Annotated in this window: 28 protein-coding genes; 11 read left to right on the top strand and 17 right to left on the bottom strand. The window is 65.4% G+C overall.

Going from position 1 to position 25,342, the window contains the following annotated elements:
• Window positions 1-101 precede the first annotated feature (101 nt).
• Window positions 102-785 (top strand): hypothetical protein, encoded by a 684-nt coding sequence (locus tag ACSU1G_RS11705; RefSeq protein WP_439280123.1) that lies wholly within the window; start codon window positions 102-104, stop codon window positions 783-785.
• Between the two features lie 349 nt (window positions 786-1,134).
• Here the strand turns inward: ACSU1G_RS11705 and ACSU1G_RS11710 are convergent, their stop codons facing one another.
• The 3 genes from ACSU1G_RS11710 to ACSU1G_RS11720 are packed head-to-tail and all read right to left on the bottom strand — an operon-like array spanning window position 1,135 to window position 3,369.
• The gene (locus ACSU1G_RS11710) at window positions 1,135-1,962 is read right to left on the bottom strand and encodes an HAD family hydrolase (RefSeq protein ID WP_439280124.1); all 828 of its coding nucleotides are present in this window, start codon (window positions 1,960-1,962) and stop codon (window positions 1,135-1,137) included.
• Window positions 1,959-2,804, bottom strand: coding sequence for an exodeoxyribonuclease III (locus ACSU1G_RS11715; RefSeq protein WP_439280125.1), 846 nt, complete (start codon window positions 2,802-2,804; stop codon window positions 1,959-1,961). The genes ACSU1G_RS11710 and ACSU1G_RS11715 overlap by 4 nt, the downstream gene beginning before the upstream one ends.
• A gap of 28 nt (window positions 2,805-2,832) precedes the next feature.
• Complete coding sequence (locus ACSU1G_RS11720; RefSeq protein WP_439280126.1) at window positions 2,833-3,369, bottom strand: YbhB/YbcL family Raf kinase inhibitor-like protein; 537 nt, start codon at window positions 3,367-3,369, stop codon at window positions 2,833-2,835.
• 84 nt (window positions 3,370-3,453) lie between these two features.
• On the opposite strand from ACSU1G_RS11720, the gene pyrE reads away from it, so the two are divergent.
• The 3 genes from pyrE (at window position 3,454) to ACSU1G_RS11735 (ending at window position 6,170) form a co-directional block, all read left to right on the top strand.
• Window positions 3,454-4,011: an orotate phosphoribosyltransferase gene (gene pyrE / locus ACSU1G_RS11725; RefSeq protein ID WP_439280127.1), complete on the top strand. Its 558-nt coding sequence runs from the start codon at window positions 3,454-3,456 to the stop codon at window positions 4,009-4,011.
• Complete coding sequence (locus tag ACSU1G_RS11730) at window positions 4,008-4,910, top strand: ROK family protein (RefSeq protein WP_439280128.1); 903 nt, start codon at window positions 4,008-4,010, stop codon at window positions 4,908-4,910. Before pyrE ends, ACSU1G_RS11730 begins: the two co-directional genes overlap by 4 nt.
• A gap of 96 nt (window positions 4,911-5,006) precedes the next feature.
• Window positions 5,007-6,170 (top strand): anhydro-N-acetylmuramic acid kinase, encoded by a 1,164-nt coding sequence (locus ACSU1G_RS11735; protein ID WP_439280129.1) that lies wholly within the window; start codon window positions 5,007-5,009, stop codon window positions 6,168-6,170.
• A 42-nt stretch (window positions 6,171-6,212) separates the two neighbouring features.
• Here ACSU1G_RS11735 and ACSU1G_RS11740 read toward each other — a convergent pair whose 3' ends face one another.
• The 5 genes from ACSU1G_RS11740 to ACSU1G_RS11760 form a co-directional block, all read right to left on the bottom strand.
• Complete coding sequence (locus tag ACSU1G_RS11740) at window positions 6,213-6,377, bottom strand: hypothetical protein (RefSeq protein WP_439280130.1); 165 nt, start codon at window positions 6,375-6,377, stop codon at window positions 6,213-6,215.
• A complete protein-coding gene (locus ACSU1G_RS11745) occupies window positions 6,374-6,469 on the bottom strand; it encodes a YdeI/OmpD-associated family protein (RefSeq protein WP_439280131.1) in 96 nt (31 codons plus the stop codon). The genes ACSU1G_RS11740 and ACSU1G_RS11745 overlap by 4 nt, the downstream gene beginning before the upstream one ends.
• A gap of 1 nt (window position 6,470) precedes the next feature.
• Window positions 6,471-7,259, bottom strand: a complete 789-nt coding sequence (locus tag ACSU1G_RS11750; protein WP_439280132.1) for an HAD-IIA family hydrolase — start codon at window positions 7,257-7,259, stop codon at window positions 6,471-6,473.
• Between the two features lie 38 nt (window positions 7,260-7,297).
• Window positions 7,298-7,462 carry a hypothetical protein gene (locus tag ACSU1G_RS11755; RefSeq protein WP_439280133.1) on the bottom strand — a complete coding sequence of 55 codons (165 nt, stop codon included), beginning with the start codon at window positions 7,460-7,462 and terminating at the stop codon, window positions 7,298-7,300.
• Window positions 7,463-7,597: 135 nt separating this feature from the next.
• Complete coding sequence (locus ACSU1G_RS11760; protein ID WP_439280134.1) at window positions 7,598-8,230, bottom strand: metal-dependent transcriptional regulator; 633 nt, start codon at window positions 8,228-8,230, stop codon at window positions 7,598-7,600.
• A gap of 22 nt (window positions 8,231-8,252) precedes the next feature.
• Here ACSU1G_RS11760 and ACSU1G_RS11765 point away from each other — a divergent pair, with 22 nt between their 5' ends.
• Entirely contained in the window at window positions 8,253-8,870 is a 618-nt protein-coding gene (locus ACSU1G_RS11765; protein ID WP_439280135.1) for a TrmH family RNA methyltransferase, read from the top strand.
• 2 nt (window positions 8,871-8,872) lie between these two features.
• On the opposite strand, the gene ACSU1G_RS11770 is transcribed toward ACSU1G_RS11765, so the two are convergent.
• The 4 genes from ACSU1G_RS11770 to ACSU1G_RS11785 all read right to left on the bottom strand — a co-directional run bounded on the left by ACSU1G_RS11770 (window position 8,873) and on the right by ACSU1G_RS11785 (window position 12,448).
• Complete coding sequence (locus tag ACSU1G_RS11770) at window positions 8,873-9,763, bottom strand: hypothetical protein (RefSeq protein ID WP_439280136.1); 891 nt, start codon at window positions 9,761-9,763, stop codon at window positions 8,873-8,875.
• A gap of 30 nt (window positions 9,764-9,793) precedes the next feature.
• Window positions 9,794-9,994, bottom strand: a complete 201-nt coding sequence (locus tag ACSU1G_RS11775; RefSeq protein WP_439280137.1) for a hypothetical protein — start codon at window positions 9,992-9,994, stop codon at window positions 9,794-9,796.
• Window positions 9,995-10,098: 104 nt separating this feature from the next.
• Window positions 10,099-11,424 (bottom strand): MATE family efflux transporter, encoded by a 1,326-nt coding sequence (locus ACSU1G_RS11780; protein ID WP_439280138.1) that lies wholly within the window; start codon window positions 11,422-11,424, stop codon window positions 10,099-10,101.
• 37 nt (window positions 11,425-11,461) lie between these two features.
• The gene (locus ACSU1G_RS11785) at window positions 11,462-12,448 is read right to left on the bottom strand and encodes a diaminopimelate dehydrogenase (RefSeq protein WP_439280139.1); all 987 of its coding nucleotides are present in this window, start codon (window positions 12,446-12,448) and stop codon (window positions 11,462-11,464) included.
• Between the two features lie 186 nt (window positions 12,449-12,634).
• Between ACSU1G_RS11785 and ACSU1G_RS11790 the strand changes: the two genes are divergently transcribed.
• Together ACSU1G_RS11790 and ACSU1G_RS11795 are read left to right on the top strand one after the other, a co-directional pair.
• Entirely contained in the window at window positions 12,635-14,599 is a 1,965-nt protein-coding gene (locus ACSU1G_RS11790; RefSeq protein WP_439280140.1) for a M13 family metallopeptidase, read from the top strand.
• Between the two features lie 115 nt (window positions 14,600-14,714).
• Entirely contained in the window at window positions 14,715-15,623 is a 909-nt protein-coding gene (locus tag ACSU1G_RS11795; protein WP_439280141.1) for a serine hydrolase, read from the top strand.
• Between the two features lie 352 nt (window positions 15,624-15,975).
• Here the strand turns inward: ACSU1G_RS11795 and ACSU1G_RS11800 are convergent, their stop codons facing one another.
• The gene (locus tag ACSU1G_RS11800) at window positions 15,976-16,461 is read right to left on the bottom strand and encodes a MarR family winged helix-turn-helix transcriptional regulator (RefSeq protein ID WP_439280142.1); all 486 of its coding nucleotides are present in this window, start codon (window positions 16,459-16,461) and stop codon (window positions 15,976-15,978) included.
• Window positions 16,462-16,558: 97 nt separating this feature from the next.
• Between ACSU1G_RS11800 and ACSU1G_RS11805 the strand changes: the two genes are divergently transcribed.
• Together ACSU1G_RS11805 and ACSU1G_RS11810 are read left to right on the top strand one after the other, a co-directional pair.
• Window positions 16,559-17,182 (top strand): NADPH-dependent F420 reductase, encoded by a 624-nt coding sequence (locus ACSU1G_RS11805; protein WP_439280143.1) that lies wholly within the window; start codon window positions 16,559-16,561, stop codon window positions 17,180-17,182.
• A gap of 122 nt (window positions 17,183-17,304) precedes the next feature.
• Entirely contained in the window at window positions 17,305-17,694 is a 390-nt protein-coding gene (locus ACSU1G_RS11810; RefSeq protein ID WP_439280144.1) for a hypothetical protein, read from the top strand.
• A gap of 99 nt (window positions 17,695-17,793) precedes the next feature.
• Here the strand turns inward: ACSU1G_RS11810 and ACSU1G_RS11815 are convergent, their stop codons facing one another.
• Entirely contained in the window at window positions 17,794-19,233 is a 1,440-nt protein-coding gene (locus ACSU1G_RS11815; RefSeq protein WP_439280145.1) for an MFS transporter, read from the bottom strand.
• A 74-nt stretch (window positions 19,234-19,307) separates the two neighbouring features.
• Window positions 19,308-20,345 carry a LacI family DNA-binding transcriptional regulator gene (locus ACSU1G_RS11820; protein WP_439280146.1) on the bottom strand — a complete coding sequence of 346 codons (1,038 nt, stop codon included), beginning with the start codon at window positions 20,343-20,345 and terminating at the stop codon, window positions 19,308-19,310.
• A 217-nt stretch (window positions 20,346-20,562) separates the two neighbouring features.
• Here ACSU1G_RS11820 and ACSU1G_RS11825 point away from each other — a divergent pair, with 217 nt between their 5' ends.
• Window positions 20,563-22,350, top strand: a complete 1,788-nt coding sequence (locus ACSU1G_RS11825; protein ID WP_439280147.1) for a glycoside hydrolase family 35 protein — start codon at window positions 20,563-20,565, stop codon at window positions 22,348-22,350.
• Between the two features lie 175 nt (window positions 22,351-22,525).
• Window positions 22,526-23,335: an FAD-binding oxidoreductase gene (locus ACSU1G_RS11830; protein ID WP_439280148.1), complete on the top strand. Its 810-nt coding sequence runs from the start codon at window positions 22,526-22,528 to the stop codon at window positions 23,333-23,335.
• Window positions 23,336-23,392: 57 nt separating this feature from the next.
• Here the strand turns inward: ACSU1G_RS11830 and ACSU1G_RS11835 are convergent, their stop codons facing one another.
• Both ACSU1G_RS11835 and ACSU1G_RS11840 read right to left on the bottom strand, forming a co-directional pair.
• On the bottom strand, window positions 23,393-24,316 hold the full coding sequence (locus ACSU1G_RS11835) for a carbohydrate ABC transporter permease (protein WP_439280149.1): 924 nt from the start codon (window positions 24,314-24,316) through the stop codon (window positions 23,393-23,395).
• Between the two features lies 1 nt (window position 24,317).
• A complete protein-coding gene (locus ACSU1G_RS11840) occupies window positions 24,318-25,262 on the bottom strand; it encodes a carbohydrate ABC transporter permease (RefSeq protein ID WP_439280150.1) in 945 nt (314 codons plus the stop codon).
• Window positions 25,263-25,342: the final 80 nt, after the last annotated feature.

Raw genomic sequence — 25,342 nt, forward strand, 5'->3', positions numbered from 1 at the left:
TCGCTCGACGCCCGCCTGCGTCTGGCGCCGAGCGCAGTTCTCATGGGGTGAACAAGGCGACATTTGTGGGTGGCTGACGTTCTTTATGCAAGCATTGCGTCATGTCCAGCACAGCCAAGCTGACCGCGACCCTTGTCGCCTTCGTCTTTGTCGCAACCGCGCTCGCCGGGTGCACTGCAGCGACGCCGCCGCAGGCAGATCCGTCACCGAAGCCCACCGCGAGCCACGCTCCGAAGCCGAACGCCACGCCGGCCTCAGCCGAGACTGACGCCGATGCCTGCCCCCACTTCCGCGCCAAGATCCACATCGGCGGCATGAGCGCGAGCATCAGGGGGACGCTCGTGGACAACGGCGCACGTGGCCTCGCCGCGGGCACGGTGGGCCTTGACGACGAAGGCAACATCGTGTCCTACACAGTCGCCCCCGGTGACGCTCTGGACGCGATCGGCGCGCGGCTCTGCATCGAGTACGCGTATCCTCTCGCGGAGCTGAACCACACGCGGACGATTCATCCTGACCAGGTGCTGCGACTCAACCCCGACCCCGAAGTTCCATGGGTGCCCTATTACAACCCCGTCGACGCGGCAGCCGGGTTCCAGCAGATTCCCTACCAGCAGGCGATCGAGGCGATGGCTGCAGCGGGGGACGCGGGCGACGTTGACACCATGCGCGCGATCTGGACCGACGAGTTGTCCGGAATGTTCACCGACCAGGCGGTCATCGACATGATCCAGCAGGCGATTGATACCGGTGACATTGACGTGCTGAGCCAGATGTTCTCCTGAAGGTACATTTACGCAATTCTGCGGAGCCTTGAGTTCTACGGTTTGTCGGATCGGTGCCAACTTCATGCAGGCTCTGCTCGCCATCCCTTGACCCACGCTCGAGGTGCTGCGCTTCGTTGACCTCGATGGAGGCCGCTCTGCCATTGACGTCGTGTCGACCTACACCTCGAAGGCAGCCTGCGACGCCGTGCTCGAAAGCGGAATCGATGGTGGGATGGACGAGAACTTCGACCGTCTCGAAGAACTGCTCACCGGTCAGTGACACTCGCCGCAGAAGACCCCCCGCATGTGACTTCGATGGCCAGGCGAGGGGGTCGGCTGTCGCCGTCGACCATGCGCCGGCTCGGGTTCAGACGTGCGCGCCGAGCACCCGTTCGAGCATCAGCGCGACGCCATCTTCGGTGTTGGATGCGAGTGAGATCTCGTCCGCGGAATCCTTCACCACAGCATCCGCGTTGCTCATTGCCACGCCGTGTCCTGCCCACCGCAACATCTCGACATCGTTCGGGGCGTCACCGAAGGCGAGCACTTCGCCTGCGGCGATCCCCAGGTGTGCGCACAGCTGCTCGAGCCCCCACGCCTTGGTGACGCCTGCTGCCATCACCTCGACGAATGGCGCGCCGGATACCGTCGCCTCGAAGCCGCCGAGGCCGAGGCCAGCGATTGCAGCGAGGATCTCAGTAGGAGGAAGCTTCGGATGCCGGATCACGAGCTTCAGACTCGGTGCCGACAGCACTTCCGAGAGCGGCACTTCGGTCATGCCCGCCGGATCGCGCTTGTGATCGGATGCTTCGGCGATCGCCGCGTATCCCTGCTGGGGGAAGAATCCCTCGCCCGCATCGCGCACACTGACGTGCAGCAAACCGGGCACGCGCTCTGCAAGCGCGGCGGCCAGCGCCTGCTGAGCGTCAACGGTCACCGCGCGCTCGAACAGTAGCTCACCCGTGGTCAGGTGGATCGCGAAGGCACCGTTGCCGCACAATGCCCACTCCTCGAACCCCGCACCGTCAGCGATCGCACGGATGCCGATCGGCTGCCGCGCGGTGACCGGCACCACGTGGATGCCCGCGGCCCGCGCCGCGTCCAGTGCCGCGCGCGTGCGCGGTGAGACTGTGGAGTCTGCGCCGAGAAGGGTGCCGTCCAGATCGCTGGCGATGAGTCGCGGCAGCACGCTCACGCGAAGATCATTGGCATGTCGTCATCATCATCGGTGCCGCCGAAGTCGAGGTCGACGACCACCGGAACATGGTCGCTGGGCTGGGTGCCCTTGCGCTCGTCCCGGTGGATGGATGCTCCGGTCACGGCATCGGACAGTGCCTTCGAGCCGAGCACGAAGTCGATGCGGACACCCTCGTTGCGAGGGAACTTCAGGCGCTGGTAGTCCCAGTAAGTGAAACCCTCCGGCAGCAGCGGACGCACGACGTCGATGAGACCGGCATCCTGGAACGCGAAGAACGCCGCGCGCTCCTCGGGAGAGACGTGCGTGGAGACGCCCTCGACGATGTCAGGGTCGCCGTTGTCAGCGTCGAACGGGATGATATTGAAGTCGCCGACCAGAGCCAGCGGCAGGTCGGGGTTCTTCTTCAGCTCGGCGGCAGTGTGCTGGCGCAGCTGCTCGAGCCAGTGCAACTTGTATGCGTAGTGCGGGTCATCAAGGGAACGGCCGTTCGGCACGTACAGGCTCCAGATCTTCACGCCGTCGATGGTCGCGCCCAGCGCACGCGCCTCGAGCGGAGCATCCGGTCCCTCATGGCCCTTCGCGAAGCCAGGCATCCCGGTGAATGCCGTGTCGACGTCGGTGACTGGCAGTCGGCTCGCGATCGCGACACCGTTCCACTGATTCAGCCCGTGCACCTCGACGTGGTAGCCGGCCTCCTCGAACGGTGCGTACGGGAACTGCTCAGGCTTGCACTTGATCTCCTGCATCGCGAGCACGTCGATGTCTTCCCGCACGGCGAACTCGACGGTGCGGGTGACACGGGTGCGGATGGAGTTGACGTTCCAGGTGGCCAGGCGCATGCATCCAGCCTACTTGCGGGGTCGGACGTCAGTGCTCCGAAGGGTCGGCGGTGCCAATGAGGATGCCGCGGGCGAGCGAATGGAAGTGTCGGTTGAATCCGAGCACCGCCGGCGTCGATCCAGGGGTGATGTCGAGGGTCTCGACATCGAGGGCGTCGACAACGAAGAAATACCGGTGGATGCCGGTGCCCTTCGGCGGTGCGGCGCCGATGAAACGCTCCAGGCGTGACTCGTTCGGCAACACCGTCGCGCCGTGCGGAAGAGCGGCCAGATCGCCGTCGCCGCTTGCCAACGAGGTGGTCGTCGCGGGCAGGTTGAACGCGGCCCAGTGCCAGAACCCCGAGCCGGTCGGAGCATCCGGGTCAAAACATGAGATCGCGAAGCTCTGGGTGCCAATTGGTGGCGTCGACCATTGCAGCGTCGGCGAGCGATCCTCGCCGCCACGGTCGGCCGACCAGGCGAACAGCGGCAACGCACCGCCAGGCTCGAAATCAGGGCTGGTGAGCTCGAGCGGCGCGAAGTCGCGCAGCGTAGCGAGCTGCGCATAGGGGTCGTACGAGAACATGAGGCCTCCAGGAATCTGATCCACCGCCACGATAGGCGAACGGCGCATGCGTGGCCAGCGGCGCCGCGCCCTACACTTAATGCCGTGACTCTCGACGCTGACCGCCAGTCCCTGCTCGCTCTCATCAAGGATGAGGCGGTGTTCCACGGCGACTTCATCCTTTCCAGCGGTAAGCAGGCGACGTACTACGTCGATATGCGCAGGCTCACCCTCGACCACCGCGCAGCCCCGGCCATCGGTCGAATCATGCTCGACCTGGTTGGCAACCTCGACGTCGCCGCTGTCGGCGGCCTGACGCTCGGTGCCGACCCGATCGCGAACTCGGTGCTGCACGCATCCGTTGCCGCCGAGCGCCCGGTGGACGCTTTCGTCGTGCGTAAGGAGCCGAAGGATCACGGGCGGGGTCGGCAGATCGAGGGCGCGGACATCGCGGGCAAGCGCGTTGTCGTCCTTGAAGACACGTCGACCACCGGACAGTCCGCGCTCAAGGCTGTCGAGGTGTTGCGCCGCGAAGGTGCGGAGGTCGTCGCCGTCGCCGTGATCGTCGACCGCAAGACCGGCGCGCAGGCAGCGATCGAAGCCGAAGGACTGGAGTGGCGCGCGGCGTTCGATCTCGATGATCTCGGGCTTGCCCCGCAGTGACCCGTTACGCACTGGCTGTCGACGTCGGCGGCACCAAGCTCGAGGCTGCGCTCGTTTCTGATGCCGGTGTGCTCGTCGAGGGCAGCCGTAACCGCCAGCCCACCGGTCGCGCCGCAACTTTCGAATCGATGGATGCCGCGATCGCCGCGGTCACGGAGCATGCCCTCGCAACTCTGCCCGCTGGTGCTGAGCTCGCCGAGGCCGGCGTCGGTAGTGCCGGTCCTGTTGACCGCACGACCGGCCAGATCTTCCCGGTGAACATGCCCGCGGTGCGCGGCTACAAACTGGCGGACGCCGTGCGGTCCGCAGCATCGGCCGTCGTCGGACGCGACGTGCGCACGGTCTTCGGGCACGACGGTGGCGCGCTTGCGCTCGCCGAGTCCTGGTTCGGTGCGACGCGTGAAGCGCGGGCATCCCTGTCGATCGTCGTCTCCACCGGCGTCGGCGGCGGCTTCGTTGTCGGCGGCGCGTACATCGCTGGAGCATCCGGAAATGCCGGACATCTCGGCCAGGTGCGTCGCGAGGGTGGTCTGACACTCGAGGAGATCGCGTCGGGACCCGCCAGTGCAACATGGGCGCAGACCCAGGGCTGGACCGGTTCGACCGGCGAGGACCTCGCCAGGGATGCAGCGTCCGGCGATGCCGTCGCCCGCGCCGCGATCGAGCGCTCGGCGCGCGCAGTCGGGGAGGCGCTGGCGGATGCCGCGACCCTCGTCGACCTCGATGTCGTCGCGATCGGTGGCGGATTCTCCCGCGTCTCAGACGACTACATCGATCTCGTGCAGCAGGCACTCACTGCCAGTGCCGCACACGAGTACTCCCGTCGCGCGCGCGTGGTGCGCTCGGGGCTGGGGGATGAGGGTCCACTGATCGGTGCCGCGGCGTTCGTGCTGCGGTAGACGGCTCGAGCCCACGCGTCGGTGGGTTGACCCGAGTTCGTACCACCTGCAGGGTCGAACAGACCTGCAGCTCGGAAGACGACGGAAGGACCACGGATGCGCGTACTCGGCATGCTCTCGGGCACCTCGCACGACGGGATCGACGTCACGGTCGTCGACTTCACCGAGACCGATGGTGCGCTCCACGCCGCCGTGCTTCACGAGGACAGCGTCCCCTATTCGCCGGGCCTTCGGGCGCGACTCGTCGCTGCCCTTCCGCCAGCGCCGACGACGCTGGCCGAGATCTGTGAGCTCGACACTCTGATCGGGCAGGCTTTCGCCGAGGTGGCAGCGGATGCCGCAGCATCCGTCGGCGGGATCGACGCAGTCTGCACCCACGGCCAGACCGTCTACCACTGGGTCGAAGGTGGCCGAGCGCGTGGCACACTCCAGATCGGCCAACCCGCCTGGACTGCGGAGCGCGTTGGCGTGCCGGTCGTTTCGGACGTCCGCATCCGCGACATCGCCGTTGGCGGACACGGCGCCCCGCTGGTGTCATTCCTTGACGAGCTGCTGCTCCGGGGCCGCGCGGGCACGTCGGCTGCGCTCAACCTCGGCGGCATCGCGAACATCACGATCGTCGGGCCCGACGGCATCTCGGCTTACGACGTGGGTCCGGCGAACGCTCTCGTCGACGCGGTTGTGGTCGCCGAACAGCTGAACGATCTCGGTTACGACGAGGATGCCCGTATCGCCCGATCGGGCGCGGTCGATGTCTCACTGTTGGAGTCGCTGCTTGCCGATCCGTACTACGCGGTCGCCGCTCCGAAGAGCACGGGTAAGGAGCACTTCCATCTCGACTACGTGCGCGGGCACCTGGCGGGCCGGGCCGTTCCGCTCGCCGATGTCGTGCGCACCCTCACCGAGCTCACCGTACGCACGGTCGCCCAGGACATCCGCGCCGCTCGCGCCGGTTTTCTTGCCGTCTCAGGCGGCGGATGCCACAACCCGTTGATCATGGACGGGCTGCGGGCCGCGCTCCCCGAGGTGGAGGTCGTGCTCGCTGACGCGCTCGGCGCCTCAGCGGACAATAAGGAGGCGATCCTTTTCGCGCTGATCGGCTGGTGCACGATGCACGGAGTACCCGCCGTCACCCCCGGTGGAACCGGCGCGCGCGAGCCGCGCATCCTCGGCACGATCACTCCCGGTTCTGGTCCGCTCCTGATGCCGCAACCCGTCGCCGAGTTGCGCACCCTCACCCTTAGTTCGACCGGAAGTTGAGCTGGTCCGTCCGACACGGTGGGTCTGCCCGGCCGCATGAAATCAGCGTTTCCGGTCGTCGTCCCATGGGCCTTCCCACCAGTTGCCGGATCGGGTGTCATCGTCGGGCCCGCGTCGACGCGAACGAACAAACTGCACGATGATGATCGTCAGCGAAGACACCCCGATCAGGATCATCACGAGAAAGAGCAGATCCTGCTGGGTCACGGTCGCTTCCCCTCTGCGGCATCCGCCACGATCTTCGCGATGCGGGATGCCCGGGTCTCGGGTCGTTTCGCCGTCGCGATCAGGGCGCCCATGTCAGCTCGCAGCAGCCTCGGGGAGCAGATCGGCAACCGAGTTGACGATCTCGTCCGGGCGGAACGGGTACTTCTCGATCTCGGCCTGATCGCTGATGCCGGTGAGCACGAGCACGGTGTGCAGACCTGCCTCGATGCCGGCCACGATGTCGGTGTCCATGCGGTCGCCGATCATGCCGGTCTTCTTGGAGTGCGCGCCGATCTTGTTCAAAGCAGAGCGGAACATCATCGGGTTCGGCTTGCCGACGACGTACGGCTCGCGCCCGGTGGCCTTGGTGATGAGTGCTGCGACGGCACCGGTCGCCGGCAGGGCACCCTCGGCGCTGGGGCCGGTGGCGTCCGGGTTGGTGATGATGAAGCGCGCGCCGTTGTTGATCAGGCGGATCGCCCTCGTGATCGCCTCGAAGGAATAGGTGCGAGTCTCACCGACGACGACGAAGTCGGGGTCGGTCTCGGTCATGATGAACCCGGCGTCGTGCAGGGCCGTGAGGATCCCGGCCTCGCCGATGACGAATGCGGATCCGCCCGGCACCTGCTGCTGCAGGAATGCCGCGGTGGCCAGAGCTGACGTCCAGATGCGTTCCTCAGGAACATGCAGGCCGCTGGAGCGCAGACGCGCGGAGAGGTCGCGCGCAGTGAAGATCGAGTTGTTCGTCAGCACCAGATACGGGATGCCGCTGCTCTCCCAGCCGGCGAGCAATTCAGCAGCACCAGGAATGGCGTCGTTCTCATGGACGAGCACGCCGTCCATGTCAGTGAGCCAGCATTCGATTTCAGAGCGATCAACCATGTGCTCAGCCTAGAGGCTGAGGGGGTGAAATTCCGCCGTCAGCGACCGGCCACATAGAGCTGGCGCTGCGGGCCTTCGAAGCGTGCAACAGCGATCTTCAGATCGGTGATCTCGGTGGCGAGAGCGTCGATGCGCGCGCCGAGCGTCAGAACGATTCCAATCGCACTGACGATCACGGTGATCACCTCAAGGGACACGTACACGGCTCCATTCTCCACAGATCGCGGGCGGTTCGCCACCGACAATACAACCGATTTATGCCGTGGGATCAGCGATTACGTGATCGGTGGATAGAGCGTGAAGTGCGCCAGATGTGGAGAACGAGTGGAGCCCGGATGCTAGGCGCTGAGCCAGACGATCCCGGATGCACCGTCCGGCAGCGCCGCCGGTGCGCCGTCGAGCTCGATACCGTCCGGGGTCACTCGCACTAAGGAAGAGACCGCAAGCCCGAGCGCTTCGAGCGCGCGCAACAGCTCCGCATCGGTGTCGGCGACACGCAGCACGCGACCCTGGTGTCCGAGTGGCGCGTCAGCAAGCAGCACAAATGGTTCGCGAACGACTTCGCCCGCGGCATCCGGAATGGCGTCCCCGTGTGGATCGAATCGAGGCCGACCCAGACGTGCGTCGATACCCTCCAGCAGTCGGTCGCTGATGGTGTGCTCGAGAACCTCAGCCTCGTCGTGCACTTCATCCCACGCGTAATCGAACTCCCGCACAAGCCAGGTCTCGATGAGCCGGTGCCGACGCACGATGGCGAGGGCACGCTCTGCGCCGGCATCCGTCAATCGCACCGCGCCGTAAGGGACATGCGAGACGAGTCCGGAAGCAGCGAGCTTCTTCACCATCTCGGTCACGCTCGATGGCGCGATGCCGAGTTTCGCAGCGAGCACGGATGGAGTGATCGGAGCGTCCTGCCACTCGGTATGCGCGTATACCGTCTTCAGGTAGTCGTCTGCTGCCGGGGATGCCACGGCTCCAGACTACGCTGACTGAGTGACCGAGACTCCTGAGCGCACCACCCACGGCCTCGGCCCCTGGGAAGGCGAGTGGCCTGAGGGCGACCAGTACGACCCTGAGCTGCTGGAGAACGGCGACACCCGCAACGTCATCGACCGCTACCGCTACTGGCGGATGGACGCGATCGTCGCCGACCTCGACACGCACCGGCATCCGTTCCATGTCGCGATCGAGAACTGGCAGCACGACATGAACATCGGTTCCATCGTGCGCAGCGCCAACGCGTTCCTCGCTGACACCGTGCACATCATCGGTCGTCGCCGCTGGAACAAGCGTGGCGCGATGGTCACCGACCGCTACCAGCACGTCGTCCACCACGAGGATGTCGCTACCTTCGCCGCGTGGGCCGCGGCAGCAGGCATCCCGATCATCGCGGTCGACAATGTCGACGGCGCAATCCCCGTCGACCGGGCGGACCTTCCCGAGCGGTGCGTGCTGCTGTTCGGCCAGGAAGGGCCGGGGCTGACGGATGAGGCGATCGCCGCGGCCTCCGGCCACATCGAGATCACCCAGTACGGCTCGACGCGCTCCATCAACGCCAGCGCTGCGGGCGCCGTGATCATGTACGAGTGGTGCCGCCGCTACGCGAATTAGCCTCAGCGGAAACGCGCTGAAACGCTGAGCTGATCGCCGGTCTCGATGCGCACATCGTGGAGGCGTGTCGGCGTGCCGTCTTCGGCGATGATCTCGTTGAGGTCGAACGTCTGCCCGATGACCCCGCGAATGCGCTTGCGCGCGAACAGCAACCCCGCTTTGACAAACAGGTTGCGGCTGCCGACCGTGAGATCACGCACGGTGATGACGGCATCCCGCGTTACCTGGATGCGCGCATCGGCGCGTGCTGACGCCATGAGCAGCTTCCAGCGCAGTCCGGCATACGCCGTGACGCGGATGCCGTCGTCGCCGTCGTCGGTCAGATCGAGTTTCACGCGGCCGAGGTGCGCACCCGCCTCACGCAGCATCGGGCCTGTGACGGAGGTGATGAGGGGGACAAGATCCTTCGTCGCGATGGTCGCGTGGAAGATGCCGTGCAGCCCGTCGAGGTCACCGTCCGGGACGAGCATGTGGATGCTCTCAGGTAAATCGGGTTCGGTGGGTTCGGCGAAGGTCAGCCAGGCGATCGGGACGTCAAAGGCCTGCACATCGATGCTCAACGGAGTCTGTTCGATCCGCATCGGTCGAGCCGTGAAGCGGAACGTCTTCACGATGCCGGACTCCCGGGTGAGGGAGTCGGGTTCGTCTTGTTCAGCCGCTGCGCTGGAGGGAGCCGGATGCGCGGGCGGGGTGGAATGCCACCCGAGCCGCAGCCTCACACCGGTGGCATCCAGCGTCAGATGCTCGAGGTCGTTGCCGGCGAGACTGGCTGTGACCGTGATGTCATCGAGCCCTTTCAGCTCGACGTCCCCCGAGTCCTTCGCTGCGTGCTGGATGACGGCGCGCACCCAGCGCGCGACGGTCGCGGAGTCGCCGGGCCAGGATGCAGTCATACGACCATCCTGGCTCACCGGCCGCCAGCGTCAATCGCGATCGTTGCCGAATGAATGGCGGTACAGGGCGTTAACATCGCGATCCAGATTGTCGATGCGGCGGTGGATGCTGCCGAACTCCGCCTTCATGACATGGATGAACAGCGTCGACACGATCGTCAACATGCCGAAGATTGCTGCGGCGAATACGCCGATCAGCACCCAGACCTGGGGTTCGTTCATCGTCAGCATCCCTTCATTGTCGTCGCCTGCTCATCAGAATGCCAGAGACATTCGGCCCTACCCACGAACTGTGGACAACTCCGAATTACGTGCGACCGTGCAGAACAGGTGGCCTACGCCGAAGCGCTCAGCCACCTGCCGGTCTTCACGCGCCAGCCCAGCGTCGCGAAGCGCGCGAGCATGTAGACGCCGAAGAAGCAGACGGCGAGCCAGGTGATCCCGGCCGTGCCATCGACTCCGACGAGCGTGAAGATCCACAGTGCGGGCAGGAACGGCACGAGGTTCAGTGCACCGGCGATCGCCAGGTAGCGCACGTCACCTGATCCCATCAGCACGCCGTCGAGTACGAACACGATCCCTGCGATGGGCTGCGCCACCGCGAGCACGAGCAGCGCAGGTTGGATCAGCGCCGCGAGCGCGGGGTCCCCGGTGAACGCGAGTCCGATCACCCCAGACAGCGCCGCGATCACGAGACCGACGATCACGCCGAACCACGCACCCCATGCGACCGTTCGGGCGAGTACGTGCTTCACGGCCGGGATGTCCCCAGCGCCGAGGCCTTTCCCGATCAGCGCCTGGGCTGCAATAGCGAGGGCGTCCAGGGCGAATGCCGCAGCGGAGAAGATCGTGAAGATCACCTGCCACCCGGCGAGCTCAGTGGTACCGATGCCGGTGGCGACGCCCACCGTGATGAGGAGTGCGACACGCAGGCTCACGGTGCGCAGGAACAGCCAGCCACCAGAGCGCGCTGAGCCACGTACGCCGTCGCGCTGCGGACGGAAAGTGGCCGAGTGCTTACGCGCCATCCTCCCGATGATCACGACATAGGCGGCGACCATGCCCCACTGCGCTGTCACCGTACCGATGGCGGATCCGGCGATGCCCCAGCCGAAGCCGTAGATGAACACGACGTTGAGCAGTGCATTCGCGCCGAACCCCGCTCCGGCGATCCACAGCGGTGTCACGGTGTCCTGCATCCCGCGCAGCAGACCGGTCGCGGCGAACACGATCAGCATCGCCGGAAGTCCCCACATGCTGATCACAAGATAGGTGTCGGCCTGTGCTGCGACTTCTTCGGTGGCGCCGAAGAGGGAGACCAACCAAGGTGACGACAGGGCTCCGACGACGGAGAGCACCGCTCCGAGCCCGAGCGCGAGCCACATGCCATCTATGCCTACGGAGACGGCGTCCTTGTGCTCGCCAGCTCCGAACTTCCGTGCGACGGCCGGTGTTGTCGAGTACGCGAGGAAGATCATTAGTCCGACGATCGTCTGCAGTACGGCGCTTGCGATGCCGAGTCCCGCGAGCGGCACAGTGCCGAGATGGCCGACGAGCGCAGCATCCACTATCAGGAAGGCAGGTTCGGCGACCAGCGCGCCGAGTGCGGGGACGGCGAGCCGCAGGATCTCCCGATTGAGGGATGCAGGGCGCGCGGTCATCCCTCGAGCCTATCGACGGGCGCGGGCGCAGTTGCGCTCAGAGCAGTTCAGCGCGCAGCTGCTCCGGAGACTTCGGCGAGAGGAGTCCTGGGGCGATGTCGTACACGGTGTACGCGCCCACCTGGCCCGCGATGCTCATGCGGTGCACGGCGCGCGCATAGGCGACCAGGACGCTGGCGGTGAACTCCGGGTTGCTGCCGAGCGTGAGGCTGTACTCGACGGTCTGCGTCGCCCCGTCGCCGGTAACACCACTGCGGATTACGAAGCCGCCGTGCGGCATGGCGGAGTGGTCGCGCGCAAGTTCCTCGGCGGTGATGAACGTAACGGTCGTGTCGTAGTCCGCGAAGTAGTCGGGCATTGAGACGATCGCCTGGCGAGTGGCATCGGCATCCGCACCGTCATCCAGGACCACGAAGCAGTCGCGGGTGTGCTTCTGTCGCGTCGTGAGCTCGGGACGATCGCCTGCACGCACCGCTGCGATGGCGGTCTCGCTCGGCACGGTGTACTGCACACCCCCGGCGACGCCGGCGACTCGTCGGATCGCGTCGGAGTGCCCCTGGCTGAGGCCGCGGCCCCAGAAGGTGTAGGTGTCGCCATCGGGCAGTAGCGCTTCGCCGAAGACGCGGTTGAGGGAGAACATTCCCGGGTCCCAGCCTGCCGAGATCAATGCCGTCGTGCCGGCAGTGCGCGCCGGAGCGTCGACCGCGGCGAAGTGTTCGGGGATGCGTGCGTGCGTGTCGAAGCTGTCGACGATGTTGAACCGCGTCGCCAGCTCGGGAGACTGCGCCGGTAGATCGTTCTTTGAACCGCCGCAGAGGATCAGCACGTCGATATCGTTCGTGTGCTCGGTGAGGGCATCCATCCGGTACACGGCGATCTCAGGGTCGCGGGTCTCGACGGTTGCCGGATCGCGACGTGTGTAGACGCCGATCAGCTGCATGTCGGAGCTGCGATCGATGGCAGCTTCGACGCCGCGGCCGAGGTTGCCGTAGCCGACGATTCCGATGCGGATCTGAGCGGTCATGCGTGCATGCTCCTTTGAAGGATAGGCGGGACGGAACCCAGCGTATCGGGGTCGGATGTGCCTCTCGCGTGGGAGTCACGGCGTGGTTGTCGCCGAAGACAGTGGCGGCCGAACACTCGGCCATCCGCCGGGCTTCTTGTTCCGCCGGGTGTGACGACGTCGGAGGCCGGACATAGGCTGGGACGTATGACTGATGTTCTCCCTGCAGGTCTTGCCACCGAAGAGTTCAGCTCCGAGATTCGCCCGCAAGACGACCTCTATCGGCACGTCAACAACGAGTGGTTCAAGAAGACCGAGATTCCGGCTGACAAAGCCCGCTGGGGCTCGTTCCATCTGCTCGCAGAGCAGGCTGAGAAAGACGTCCGCACGATCATCGATGAGGCGCAGGCTGCCGAAGGCGGCACTCTCGAGCGCAAGATCGGCGATCTGTTCACGAGCTTCATGGATACCGAGCGCATCAACGCCGCGGGCTCCGCACCGCTCGCGCCCACTCTCGCCGAAATCGACGGCATCGACAGCATCCCCGCCTTCCTGCAGACCGCCGGCGCCTACGAGCGCGACGGACGCGCCCACCTGATCGGGTTCTACGTCGACGGGGATCCCGGCAACCCCGAGCGGTACCTGCCTGTCCTCGTGCAGTCCGGACTCTCGCTGCCCGACGAGAGCTACTACCGCCTCGACAGCTTCGAGGGAACCCGTGCTGTCTACCGTGCGCACCTCGAGCGTCTGCTCGCGCTCGCCGGAATTTCGGATGCTGCTGGTGACGCCGAGCGCTCCTTCGCACTCGAGACCGAGCTCGCCTCCCACCATTGGGACAATGTCGCCAGCCGCGATGCCGTGAAGACCTACAATCTCAAGACCTGGGACGAGTTCCTGACCCTCACCGGCGTCGACCTCGCGCCCTGGCGGGACGCCGCAGGTCCCACGAACGCGGATGCCTTCGCCGAGGTCGTCGTCTCCCAGCCGAGCTTCTTCGAAGGCCTCGGAACGCTGTTGACCGTCGACCGTCTCGATGACTGGAAGGCGTGGCTGCGCGCGCAGGTTGTGCACGCCGCCGCCGCCTATCTGACCGACGACTTCGTGCAGGAGAACTTCTCGTTCTACGGCACCGAGATTTCCGGGGTTCCCACGATCCGCGAGCGCTGGAAGCGTGGCGTCTCGGTGACCGAGGGTGCCCTCGGCGAAGCCATTGGCGAGGTCTATGTCGCGCGCCACTACCCGCCGACGGCCAAGGCAGCAATGGATGAGCTCGTCGCGAACCTCATCGAGGCGTACCGTCAGAGCATCACGACGCTGGAGTGGATGAGCCCTGAGACCCGCGAGCGCGCGCTCGCCAAGCTCGATGCCTTCACTCCGAAGATCGGACACCCCGACCAGTGGCGCGACTACTCCTCGTTGGTCAGCGATCCCGCCGATCTGTTCGGCAACGTCCGCCGCGCGAACGTGTTCGAGCACGACCGCAACGTCGACAAGGTGGGCAAGCCTATTGACCGGAACGAGTGGCACATGCCGCCGCAGATGGTCAACGCCTATTACAACCCCTCGATGAACGAGATCGTCTTCCCCGCGGCGATCTTGCAGTACCCGTTCTTCGACGCCGGCCGTGATGCCGCCGCCAACTACGGTGGTATCGGCGCGGTGATCGGTCACGAGATCGGCCACGGCTTCGATGACCAGGGCAGTCGCTACGACGGATCGGGCAAGCTCGATGACTGGTGGACGGATGCTGACCGCGCCGCGTTCGAGGACCGCACGAAGGCACTGATCGCACAGTACGACGCACTCGTCCCTGCCGGGCTCCCGGACGAGAACCACGTGAACGGTGCCCTCACGATCGGTGAGAACATCGGCGACCTCGGAGGCCTGAGCATCGCGCTGAAAGCGTACGAGTTGTCGCTCGGCGGCGTTGAGGCTCCGGTCATCGACGGCCTCACCGGAGTGCAGCGGTTGCTGCTCAGCTGGGCGCAGGTTTGGCAGCAGAAAAGCCGGGATGCCGAGACCATCCGCCTGCTCACGATCGACCCGCACTCGCCGAACGAGTTTCGTTGCAACCAGATTGTCCGCAACATCGACGCCTTCTACGCGGCGTTCGATGTCACCGAAGGGGATGCGCTGCACCTGCCCAGCGACCAGCGTGTGACGATCTGGTGACTGTTGCCCATAGCGCGTGACGTGAACCGGGTGCCGGGGCTACGATAGCCATGCCGCTGGGGAGCGCCCTCCCAGTGGTATCCCCCGATAGCTACCTTCCTGGGAAGGAACACGCGTGGGCACTCCCCCCGAGCCTGCGATGTTGCGCCGATCTTTGCGCAGCACTCGACGTCTGCCGCGCCGTGCGGCCATCGGCAGACGGACATTCACCTCGACCACGCGTGCACTTGAGCAGTTGGCGGATGCCGGCGCCCAAGTATCCGTGTACGTCACTGACCTCGACAATGACACCGAGGTGCTCACCGGTGACGATCATGTGACGATGCCCATCGCGGGGCTCGGCGTGGTGCCACTGCTGATCGAGGTTGCCGCCGGGTTCGAGGCGGGGACGCTAGATCCGTTGGAGATCGTCGAGCGCTCCTCCACCGAAGCCGTAACGACCTCAGGCATGTGGCGCCATTTGCGGGCGCCGGCGCTGCCGCTCGGCGACCTCGCGGTGTTAGCGGCCAGCACAGGGGATCCGATCGCGGTCAACATCCTGCTGCAGAGGGTCGGACACCACCGAGTGCTCCGCAGAATCGAATCGCTGGGTCTTCGCCGCACCGCCGTGCTTGATCGCTTTCGTGACGTACGAGGGCCGGATGACGCGCCGCACGTCGCAGTCGGCACGACACGCGAGCTTGCCGGACTCTTCTCAGCCCTGGTGAATTCGAAGGTTGTGGATGCTGCGGTCAGCTCTCAGGTTTCGGAGTGGCTGAGCTTGAACCATGACCTGACCCTGGTCGCCGCGTCCACAGGGCTGGACCCGTTCGCTCACGACCATGATCCGCACGGGCTGTTGTTCATCAACAAGACGGGGCGTGACCGCGGTGTTCGTGCGGAAGCAGGTGTACTGGCCGGGCCCCGCGCCGGTGTCGCATACGCGATGGTCGTCTGTTTCGATGACCTCTCCATCGCCCACCGGCTGCGCGCACATGATGCGTTCCGGCTGCTCGGGCTCGAACTGATGGAGTACACCCACTAGCAGACGCGGCCACCTTGCAACCCTGCACACTTGCAGGGCGATCGAACGGATGCAGGGCCATCCGGCGGCGTGTCGCCCTGCATCCGTGCATCGGCCCTGCAGGTGTACCCGGGCGCGCCCGGGAGTGGGGCCATCGAGCCCGGCCTCAGGGCCCATCGAGCTCAGACCCGGACGCGGCGGGCGCCCTCGCCGAGCTCGGCGAGGGGACGCGCGGCATTCGCCGCGATGAGGGCCGCGATGAGGGCCTCGGTGCGGGGCAGGCTTCCGGCGGTGGTGGTGGCGATCGTGCTCCTGATTGCGATGCTATCCAGCGCCGTTCGCGGGGAACTATTCGCGTGACGAAGGGTGACGGTTACTTGTCGGGCAGTTGCGGTCCGAACCGCTGCAACGGATCGAGGCCGGCGATGACCGGGGCCAGGGCATCGGATAGTGCATTCAACTGTTCTGGGGTGAGGTGGTCGAGCACCAGGCGGTGAACCGTATCGAAGTGGCCAGGGGTGGCCAGCACGGTCTGTCTGCGTCCCTCTCCGGTGAGGCGGATCTGAACGCTGCGGCGGTCATCGACGCTGCTCTCGCGCTCGACCAGGCCGCGCTGCTGCAGGCGGCTGACGACCTTGGATGCGCGGGGAAGTGTCGCGTTCGTGGCTGCAGCCAGATCGCTCAGGCGCATCTCTCCGCTGCGGAGGAGCGCGCCGAGGAGCATGTACTCATAGTGCGTGAGCGACGAGTCGCGCTGCAGTTGCGCATCGAGAGCAGCGGGCAGTAGCTCGGCCGTCGTGATGAGCGATATCCACGCTCGTGATTGCTCAGCGGTCATGCGGGTGAGTTTTCCGGCCATGCATCCATTCTGTCGGGAATAGTTGTCACGGCAAGCGTGTTCCAGCTATTAGTTGCCGAAGCAACAATGCTGAGGCTCGCGAACGAGAGGCAAGACAATGACTGCGATCACCGTCATCGGAACAGGGAACATGGGGCAGGGCATCGCCGGCATCGCGGCGAAGAGTGGCGCGAGCGTGCAGATCCTGGCGCGCGACCTCGAGAAGGCCGGCACTGCAGCAGCGGCGATCGGCGCGACCGCCGGAGTCGTCGGCGACGCCATCACCGGCGAGATCGTCGTGCTCGCCGTTCCTTACCCGGCACTCGCTGAGCTCGCGAAGACCTACGCAGGCCAGCTCACGAACAAGGTCGTCGTCGACATCACCAACCCGGTGGACTTCGCCACCTTCGACGGTCTTGTCGTACCGGCCGATTCTTCCGCCGCGGCCGAGCTCGCAGCCCTGGTTCCCGGCGCCAAGGTGGTCAAGGCGTTCAACACGAACTTCGCCGCGACCCTCGCATCGGGCGAACTCGGCGGCGCACCGACCGTCGTGCAGATCGCCGGTGACGACGAGGCTGCCAAGAAGCTCCTTGCTGAGGTGGTGACCAGTGCCGGCCTCGTGGTGGCGGATGCCGGTGGGCTGAAGCGTGCGCGTGAGCTCGAAGCACTGGGCTTCCTGCAGATGGTGCTCGCCGTGCGCGAGCAGATCGGCTGGACCGGCGGCTTCGCCGTCAAGGCCTGATCTCTGCACCCTTCGCCCGCGAGCCCCTTTGCCGGCTTGCGAGTGGTCGTTTGTGGCTCACTTCTAGCGCGAAATAGAGCCACCAGCGCCCACTCGCAAGGGGTCATGCGTACGATCGACGGATGGACGACTGGACACCGCACCGCCGCGACGACGGCGAACTGCTCGGCTGGATCCACCCCGCGGGAGATAGTTGGGTTGCCGTTGACGTGCTCGGCCGGCCCGTCTCCGACCCGATCGAATGGTTGGATGCCGAGGCTGCCCTCGAGACGCACGGTCTCGGCTGGCTGGCAGACCCGTGGATGCTAGACGGCGAGGCCGCCCGCCCGCTGCGCGTGCGCATGGTCGAAGTCATCCCCGCTCGGGGTGGTGCTCCGGGGCGCATCGTGGTGAAGGTCGACGACTTTGGTGACATGACTCGAGACGCCGCCGAGCAGTTCATTCTGCCGTGGCCCCTGCCCGCGCGCCTGCGCCCGCCACTCCCCACCGACCCCGACCCCTTCGCCCGCTAGCTCCTGCGGTTCACCCCTACCCCTTGCGAGTGGCCACTTGTGGCTCGGTTCTGCGTCAGAAACGAGCCACAACTACCCACTCGCAAGCAGGGAAGAGGGCTAGGGGAGGGAGGGATGCCGCTCTACGGCGGGGGCCTTCGGGATGAACAATGACAGCACCAGGGCGATGGCGCCGGCGATGATCGCAAGCCAGAAGCAGACGTCGAAGGCCTCACGAGTCGGTACTGCGACGCCATCGACTTTGACGCTCATCGAGGCGAGCACACCGCCCATGACGGCTGAGGCGCTGGATGTTCCGACCGAACGAAACAGGGCGTTGAGGCCGTTTGAGGCGCCGGTCTCATTGGCGGGCACCGAGCGCATGATGATCATCGGCATGGCGGCGAAGGTGAAGCCGATCCCGACGCCAATGATCGCGTTGGCGATCAGGATGTGCACCCACTCGGTCGACCAGATCAGCACGAAGACATACGCCAGTACGATCGCGGCGGCACCGGCGGTGAACAACGGGCGCGGCCCGACTGTGCGCTCCAACCAGCCAGACAGCGGTGAGATCACCATCATGACGAGTCCGGCAGGCATCACGATGAAAGCCGCTGTGAGCATGTCGAGCCCGAAGCCGGAGCCGGTTTCGACGGGCAGTTCCAGCATCTGTGGGAACGTCACATTGGACGAGAACAGCGCGAAGCCCATCCCGATCGCAGCGATGTTCGTGAATAGCACGGCGGGTCGCGCCGCGACGCGCAGATCCAGCAGCGGATCCTTTGTCCGCAGCTGATACCAGCCCCACAGCAGCATCACGAGTACGCCGCCGATGCTGAGCGTCAGGCCGATCGGTGACGTCCACCCCCACTCCGCTCCGCGCGACACATACAGCAGCAGACCGCTGAGGCCGATCGCCAACCCGATCGCGCCGAGTACGTCCAGGCGACCGGGTGAGAGCAGCACGTCTTCCGGTACAAACAGGTACACGAGCACGAGTCCGATGACGCCAAGCCCGGCAGCGAGCCAGAACAGAGAGTGCCAATCGGCGTTGAGTGCCAGGTAGGCCGCAAGAGGCATCCCGAGCGCTCCGCCGACACCCATGGTTGCGCTCATCAGCGCGACCGCGGTTCCCAAACGGTTCGCCGGCAGGACGTCGCGCATGATCGCGATGCCGAGTGGAATGACGCCGGTGACCGTGCCCTGGAAAGCGCGACCGACAATCACGCCGACGATGGAAGTGGAAAGCGCTGCGATCACTGAGCCGATGATCAACAGCACCATCAGCACGACGATGACGCGGCGCTTGCCGTACATATCGCCCAGGCGCCCCGATATCGGCGTCGCGATCGCAGCGACCAGCAGCGTGATCGTGACGACCCAGGTCGTGTCTTCGCGCGAGGCGTTCAGGAGTATCGGCAGCTCAGCCTGGAGCGGTACGACCAGAGTGAACATGAACGATGAGACCAGGCCGGTGAACGCGAGCACTGCGACGGTGAGTCCACGGTTTGGACGACGTGAGAGCCGCTTTCTGGCTCTCTCGTCGTCGTCTCCCATCACGTCAGGCTATCGGTGTAGTGACGAGGTGAGGGCCATCGACCCTGTTCTTCCCGGCGTACCGCGGTCAGGAATCAGTCCTGGTGCAGGCTCGGCGGTGCAGTGGAGGAGCGCAGAATCAAGGTCGGCTCGATTCTCGGCACATCACCCAGTGGCTCAGTGTCTTCGATCTCTGCGATGACGCGACGCGCAGCGGCCGCGCCGACCTCTTCGAATGGTTGCCGCACCGTCGTCAGCGCGGGCGAGGCGTACGCCGCCAGAGCAATGTCATCGACGCTCACGATCGAGACGTCTTCTGGTACGCGGCGACCGGCCTCGTGCAGTGCGCGGATGACACCGAACGCCATCTCGTCGCTGCTGACGAAGACCGCGGTGGCGCCGGGGATCGCCGCGATCGTACGACCGGCGCGATATCCAGATTCTGAAGTCCAGTCGGCGGGAATGACGGGTGGAGGCTCGATGCCGTGCTCTCGCAGCACACGCTCCCAGGTCTCCCGACGCTGGACGCTCTCCGTCCAGTACTCGTCGCCGGAGACATGCCATACGGTCTCGTGACCGAGATCGAGCAGATGCTCGACAGCGAGGCGGGCGACCTCAGTCTGGTCCACAGCGAATGCGGCGTCTTCCTCGGGGGAGACCCGCACGTTGCGTGTCGAAGGAGTGCGTTCTGTTCGCGCCCTCATCCCTGGGTGATCCAGCGACACTGGCACTCCCAGGATGACGCCTTCGGCACCCTGCCGTTCCAGACGGTCGAAGGCCGCCAGGATGTCTTCGATCGTGGCGTGATCTGAGACGGATGCCGTGGTCACGGTGAAGTTGTTGTCCGCGGCCACGCGCTCGATGCCGACGCCGAGGGCTGCGGTCGAATAGCGGTTCGTGCTCAGCACGATGACCCCGAGAATGCGGGTGCGGCCTGAGGCAAGTGAAGCGGCGGCGGCGTGAACCCGGTAGCCGAGTTCCTCCACCGCGTTGAGCACCTTGCGAGCGGTCTCGGGGCGCACATTGCTCTGCCCCGACATGACGCGGGACACGGTCTGGGCCGAGACGCCGGCGACACGGGCGACGTCGTTCTGATTGGGAGCGCGATCAACGGGAGCCCGGCGGGGAGACATGCGTCCCATGCTAGCGATCACGGGGACTCAGGGCGAGCTTCATTTCCTCCAATGGTGCGATAATGTGAACGCAAACAGTTTTTGTCATGCCGAACCGCGCAGTGACGCCTCTCGGGACGAATGAGCTCTCCAGATGCGTCGTGCGCGGGCGCACGCGGCAGGTATCCATTCACCCTTCGGATCGCTCCGGAGTGAGATAGTCACGCAGGAGTCCCTGATGAATCACGCATTCTCGCCTTCCCCGGGCGTCGACCCGGCGATCACCTGGCGCGATGGCCAACTCATCCGCAATGGCCGTCCGCACCGCATCCTCGCCGGAGCGATGCACTACTTCCGTGTGCACCCCGACCAGTGGGAAGACCGCCTGCGCCGCCTCGCCGCTATGGGCGCAAACACGGTTGACACATACGTGGCCTGGAACTTCCACGAGCGCATCGAAGGTGAGCCCCGTTTCGATGGCTGGCGCGACCTGGAGCAGTTCATCCGGCTGGCCGGCGAGGTGGGCCTGGACGTGTTCCTCCGCCCCAGCCCCTACATCTGCGCCGAGTGGTCGAACGGCGGTCTGCCGCACTGGTTGACCGGACGCGTGAGCGCGCTGCGCACCAGCGACCCTGAGTACCTCGCAGCCGTCGACCGCTGGTACGACGAGCTGATCCCGCGGATGGTCCCACTGCAGGCGGCATACGGTGGCCCCATCGTGGCAGTGCAGATCGAGAACGAGTACGGCTCGTTCGGCAGTGACCACGCATACATCGAGCACCAGCGCGATGCGCTGCTCTCGCGGGGAATCGTGGAACTGCTGACCACAGCTGATGGCATCACCACAGACATGATCACGCACGGCTCGATCGAAGGTGCGCTGCCCACCTTCACTTTCGGCACCGGGGTCGCGACGGCCGACGAGCTGCGCAAGCCCAACGACGCGCTGATGTGCAGCGAACTGTGGGGCGGATGGTTTGACCACTGGGGCGAGCAGCACCACGTGCGTTCGGCCGAGAGTATGGTCGGCACCGTCAACGAACTGCTTGCGGCCGGCGGCTCCGTCAGCATCTACATGGCACACGGTGGCACGAACTTCGGGCTCTGGAACGGCGCCAATTATGACGTCGCACTCCAGCCGACCATCACCAGCTACGACTCGGATGCGCCAATCGGCGAGGCAGGTGCACTGAATGACAAGTTCGAGGCGCTGCGCGCCGCGTTCGCTCCGTTCCACGATGGTGAACTGCCGGAGCGTCCGGCACCCGTGCCGGTTCAGCCCGCACAGACGGTCGCGTTGAACCCGACGATCTCCCTGCGTGAGCTCGTCGAGACGTTGCCGAGCGTCGGCGAGATGACCGCGATGCCGCAGACTTTCGAACAGCTCGGCGTGGAGGACGGCATCGTCGTCTACCAGGCGCAGATTGACGTCCCCTCGGATGCGACGGTGAACGTCGATGGGCTGCACGACCGCGCGACAGTGTTCATCGACGGTGAGCGTCTCGGCACGCTCGAGCGCGACGGTCAGCTCTCGCTGATACTTCCCGGCGGCGCCCGCAAGGCACAGCTGACGATCGTGGTCGAAAGTCTCGGCCGCATCAACTACGGGCCGTACACCGGTGAGGGCAAGGGAATCATGCGCGGGGTGCGAATCAACAACCGTCGCTACGTGCACGGGTGGTCGCACCGCGCGCTGCCGCTCGACGCCCCGAGCGCCACCGGCGTCCCTGCCCTTTCTGAAACCCCCGCCGCCGACGGTGTCGCCCGCGCCTCGATCGTGGTCGAGACTCCGGCGGATGCCTGGCTCGCGTTCCCTGGCGGCGCCAAGGGCATGGTCTGGCTGAACGGCTTCCTGCTCGGTCGTTACTGGAAGGTCGGCCCGCAGGAGACGCTGTACGCACCGGCTCCGCTGTGGAAGACCGGCGCCAACGAGATCGTGGTGCTCGACACCGACGGCCTCGGCTCCACAGTCGAGGTGCGCGAACAGCCGAACTTCGGTCCGACTGAGGAGTTCATCGGCTCCTGACGCCAGTTCCCCGCTCCTACCACCCGCGAGACTTCGCCTACGTCATCGTTCTGACGGATTTCGATGACATGAGTGAAGTCTCGCGGGCGTAAAGGGGGGAATTGGTCACACTTTGGGGACGACGAACGTCTCCTTCATGAACCGCCACACGGCGGACATTGAAGGAGAAGACCCGATGCTTGCAACACGCGACGAACAGCTCGAGGACTTCACCGGCACGATCGTCACACCCGATTCGCCGGACTATGCCCGGGCAGCGCGCACGGCGCTCGCGTTCGCGAACCCATCGCTTGTGTTGCGTCCGGCCGATATCGCTGACGTCCAGCGCGCGGTGCGTCTTGCCGCGGCATCCGATCTTCCACTCGCTGTGCGAGGGGGAGGCCATTGCGCTGCAGGCCTCAGCACCGTCGACGTGGGCATCGTCATCGACCTCGGTGCTCTCGACTCCGTGGAGCTTCTCGACAAACGACGAGTGAAGGTCGGCGGCGGGGCTCGCTGGCAGCAGGTGGCAGACGCACTGGCGCCACACGGGTTGGTGATCTCGTCCGGGGATACCGCAGATGTCGGCGTCGGCGGCCTGACGCTCTCCGGCGGAATCGGATGGCTCGTGCGCCAGCACGGCCTCACTCTCGATCATCTCCGCGCAGCCGAGCTGGTAACCGCAGCGGGTGAGGTGATCGTCGTCGACGAGACACATCACGCCGAGCTGTTCTGGGCCCTGCGCGGTGGTGGTGGCGCGTACGGTATCGTGGCGACCTTCGAATTCGAAGCGCACCCGGCCCCGACATTCACGTTCGCCGCTGTCACGTTCCCGGCCGACCGGACAGAGCAGCTCGTGCCTGCCTGGTCGCGTTTCATGCGCACCGCACCGAAGCAGATCAGCTCGACCCTGGTTCTGGCGAACCCATTTTCCGGCGGTCTCGATGCGCCCGTCGAGGTGACGATCGCGAGGTGCGACGCCGGTGCCATCGATGACGCATCGTAGGTATCTGACGGCGGTCGCCTATCGGATGCTCGGCTCGCGGACCGATTCTGAGCGGGATCAGCCCTTGACTGCACCGGCAGCCAGGCCCGACTGCCAGAAGCGCTGCAGGCTGAAGAACAGGATGATCAGCGGGATCACGCCCAGCAGGGCGCCGAGCATGACCGCTCCCTTGTCAGGGGCGAAGTAGCTCATCATGCCGTAGAGGCCGAGGGTCACCGGCTTCAGTTCCGAGCTGGAGATCATCATCAACGGCAACAGGAAGTTGTTCCAGGTGGCCACGAAGACGAACAGGAAGATTGTCACCATCGCCGGAGTCAGCAGACGCAACACGATGGTGAAGAAGATCCGGCCCTCGCTTGCGCCGTCGATGCGCGCGGCCTCGAGCAGCTCGGTCGGCACGGAGGATTCGGCGTAGACCATTCCGAGGAAGACGCCGAACGGAGACACTGCCGAGGGGATGATGATCGCCCACATGGTGTTCGTCAGCCCCAGGGCGTGGAACTCCATGTACAGCGGCACTGTGAGGAGGGCGACCGGCAACAGCAGGCCCGCCATGATGATGCTGACGGCGATCTTCTTGCCGGGAAAGACGAACTTCGCGATCGCGTATCCGGCCATGATCGCAAACAGTGTGCCGATGACACCTGCCATGGTCGAGTACAGGATCGAGTTGCCGACCCAGCGCCAGAACATGCCCTGCGTCCAGCTCATGAGGCTGTCGTAGTTGGTGTCCAGGTTCCAGTTCGCGAACCAGAATCCGAAGGTGTTGGTCAGGTCGGCGTTGTTCTTCGTCGACGCCACGATGACCCAGTAGACCGGCATCAGGAAATACAGCAGCGCGACGACGAGCGCGATGATTCCGAAGGTCTTCGCGACCGGACTGGGGGCGACGGAACGCGGCGGCATGTCCGCATTCGCAGGAGACACCTTGGGCGGCTTGCGCTTTGTCGCGGGCGCGGTGATCAGTTTTGTGGTGCTCATGTCAGTTCGCCTTCTTGCGCTGCGCAAATGAGTAGATGACGGCGAGAGCCCCGGCGATGATCGCCATCAGCAGGGAATAAGCGGATGCCGGACCGCTGCCCGAGGGCGAGATCTCACCCATCATCGAGTTGTAGGTCAGCATCATCGGCGTGTAATCCAGGCCCATCCAGGAGTTCGCGCCCTCCATGATGACCGGCTCGTTGAAGAGCTGGACCGTGCCGATAATCGACAGCAGAATCGCCAGTAGCGCGGCGCCGCGCACCATCGGGACCTTGATCTTCGTGGCGATCTGAAAGCCGTTGGCGCCATCGAGGCGTGCGGCTTCGTACAGCTCGCGCGGGATGGACTGGAGCGCGGCGAGGAAGATCAGCATGTTGTACCCGGTGTAGGTCCAGGTGGTCATGTTGGCCATCGAAGCGAGGATCGTGGTCGGGGCCATGAAGTTCGTGCCTTCGGGCAGGAACTGCATGAACGGCGAGACCTCGGGCGTGTACATGTACAGCCAGATCATTGCCGCGATCACGCCGGGGATCGCGAACGGGAGGAAGAAGGCGAGCCGGAAGACTGCCGGTCGTCGAACGATGAACGAGTCCAGTAGCAGCGCCAGTGCGAGGGCGAGGATGATCATCACCGGGATCTGGAATGCCGCGTAGATGACGACTCGCCCCATGCCGCCCCAGAAGGCGCCGTTGGTTGCTGCCGCGATCAGCTGGTCGAATCCGACGAAGGTGTCGACCAGCTCGCCACCACCGAACAGACCGCCACCCGCTGGAACCTGCGCGAAGAACGCTGATCGGACCGAAATGATGATCGGGATCAGGAACACCACGATGAACAGGACGGCGAACGGAGCCATGAAGAGCCAGCCGTTGCGCGCTTCCTGTCGCGTGCGGAATCCCTTTCTCGTGCGCGGCCGTGGGCCGATGGTCTCAGCGGAAGTGGTCACAACGTGATCTCACCTTTCGAAAGAAATAAGTCCGGCGGAGGACACATTATCGTCGTGTCCTCCGCCGGAACTGCGTGCTC

It is taken from the genome of Microbacterium sp. A93 (genome assembly GCF_051842835.1).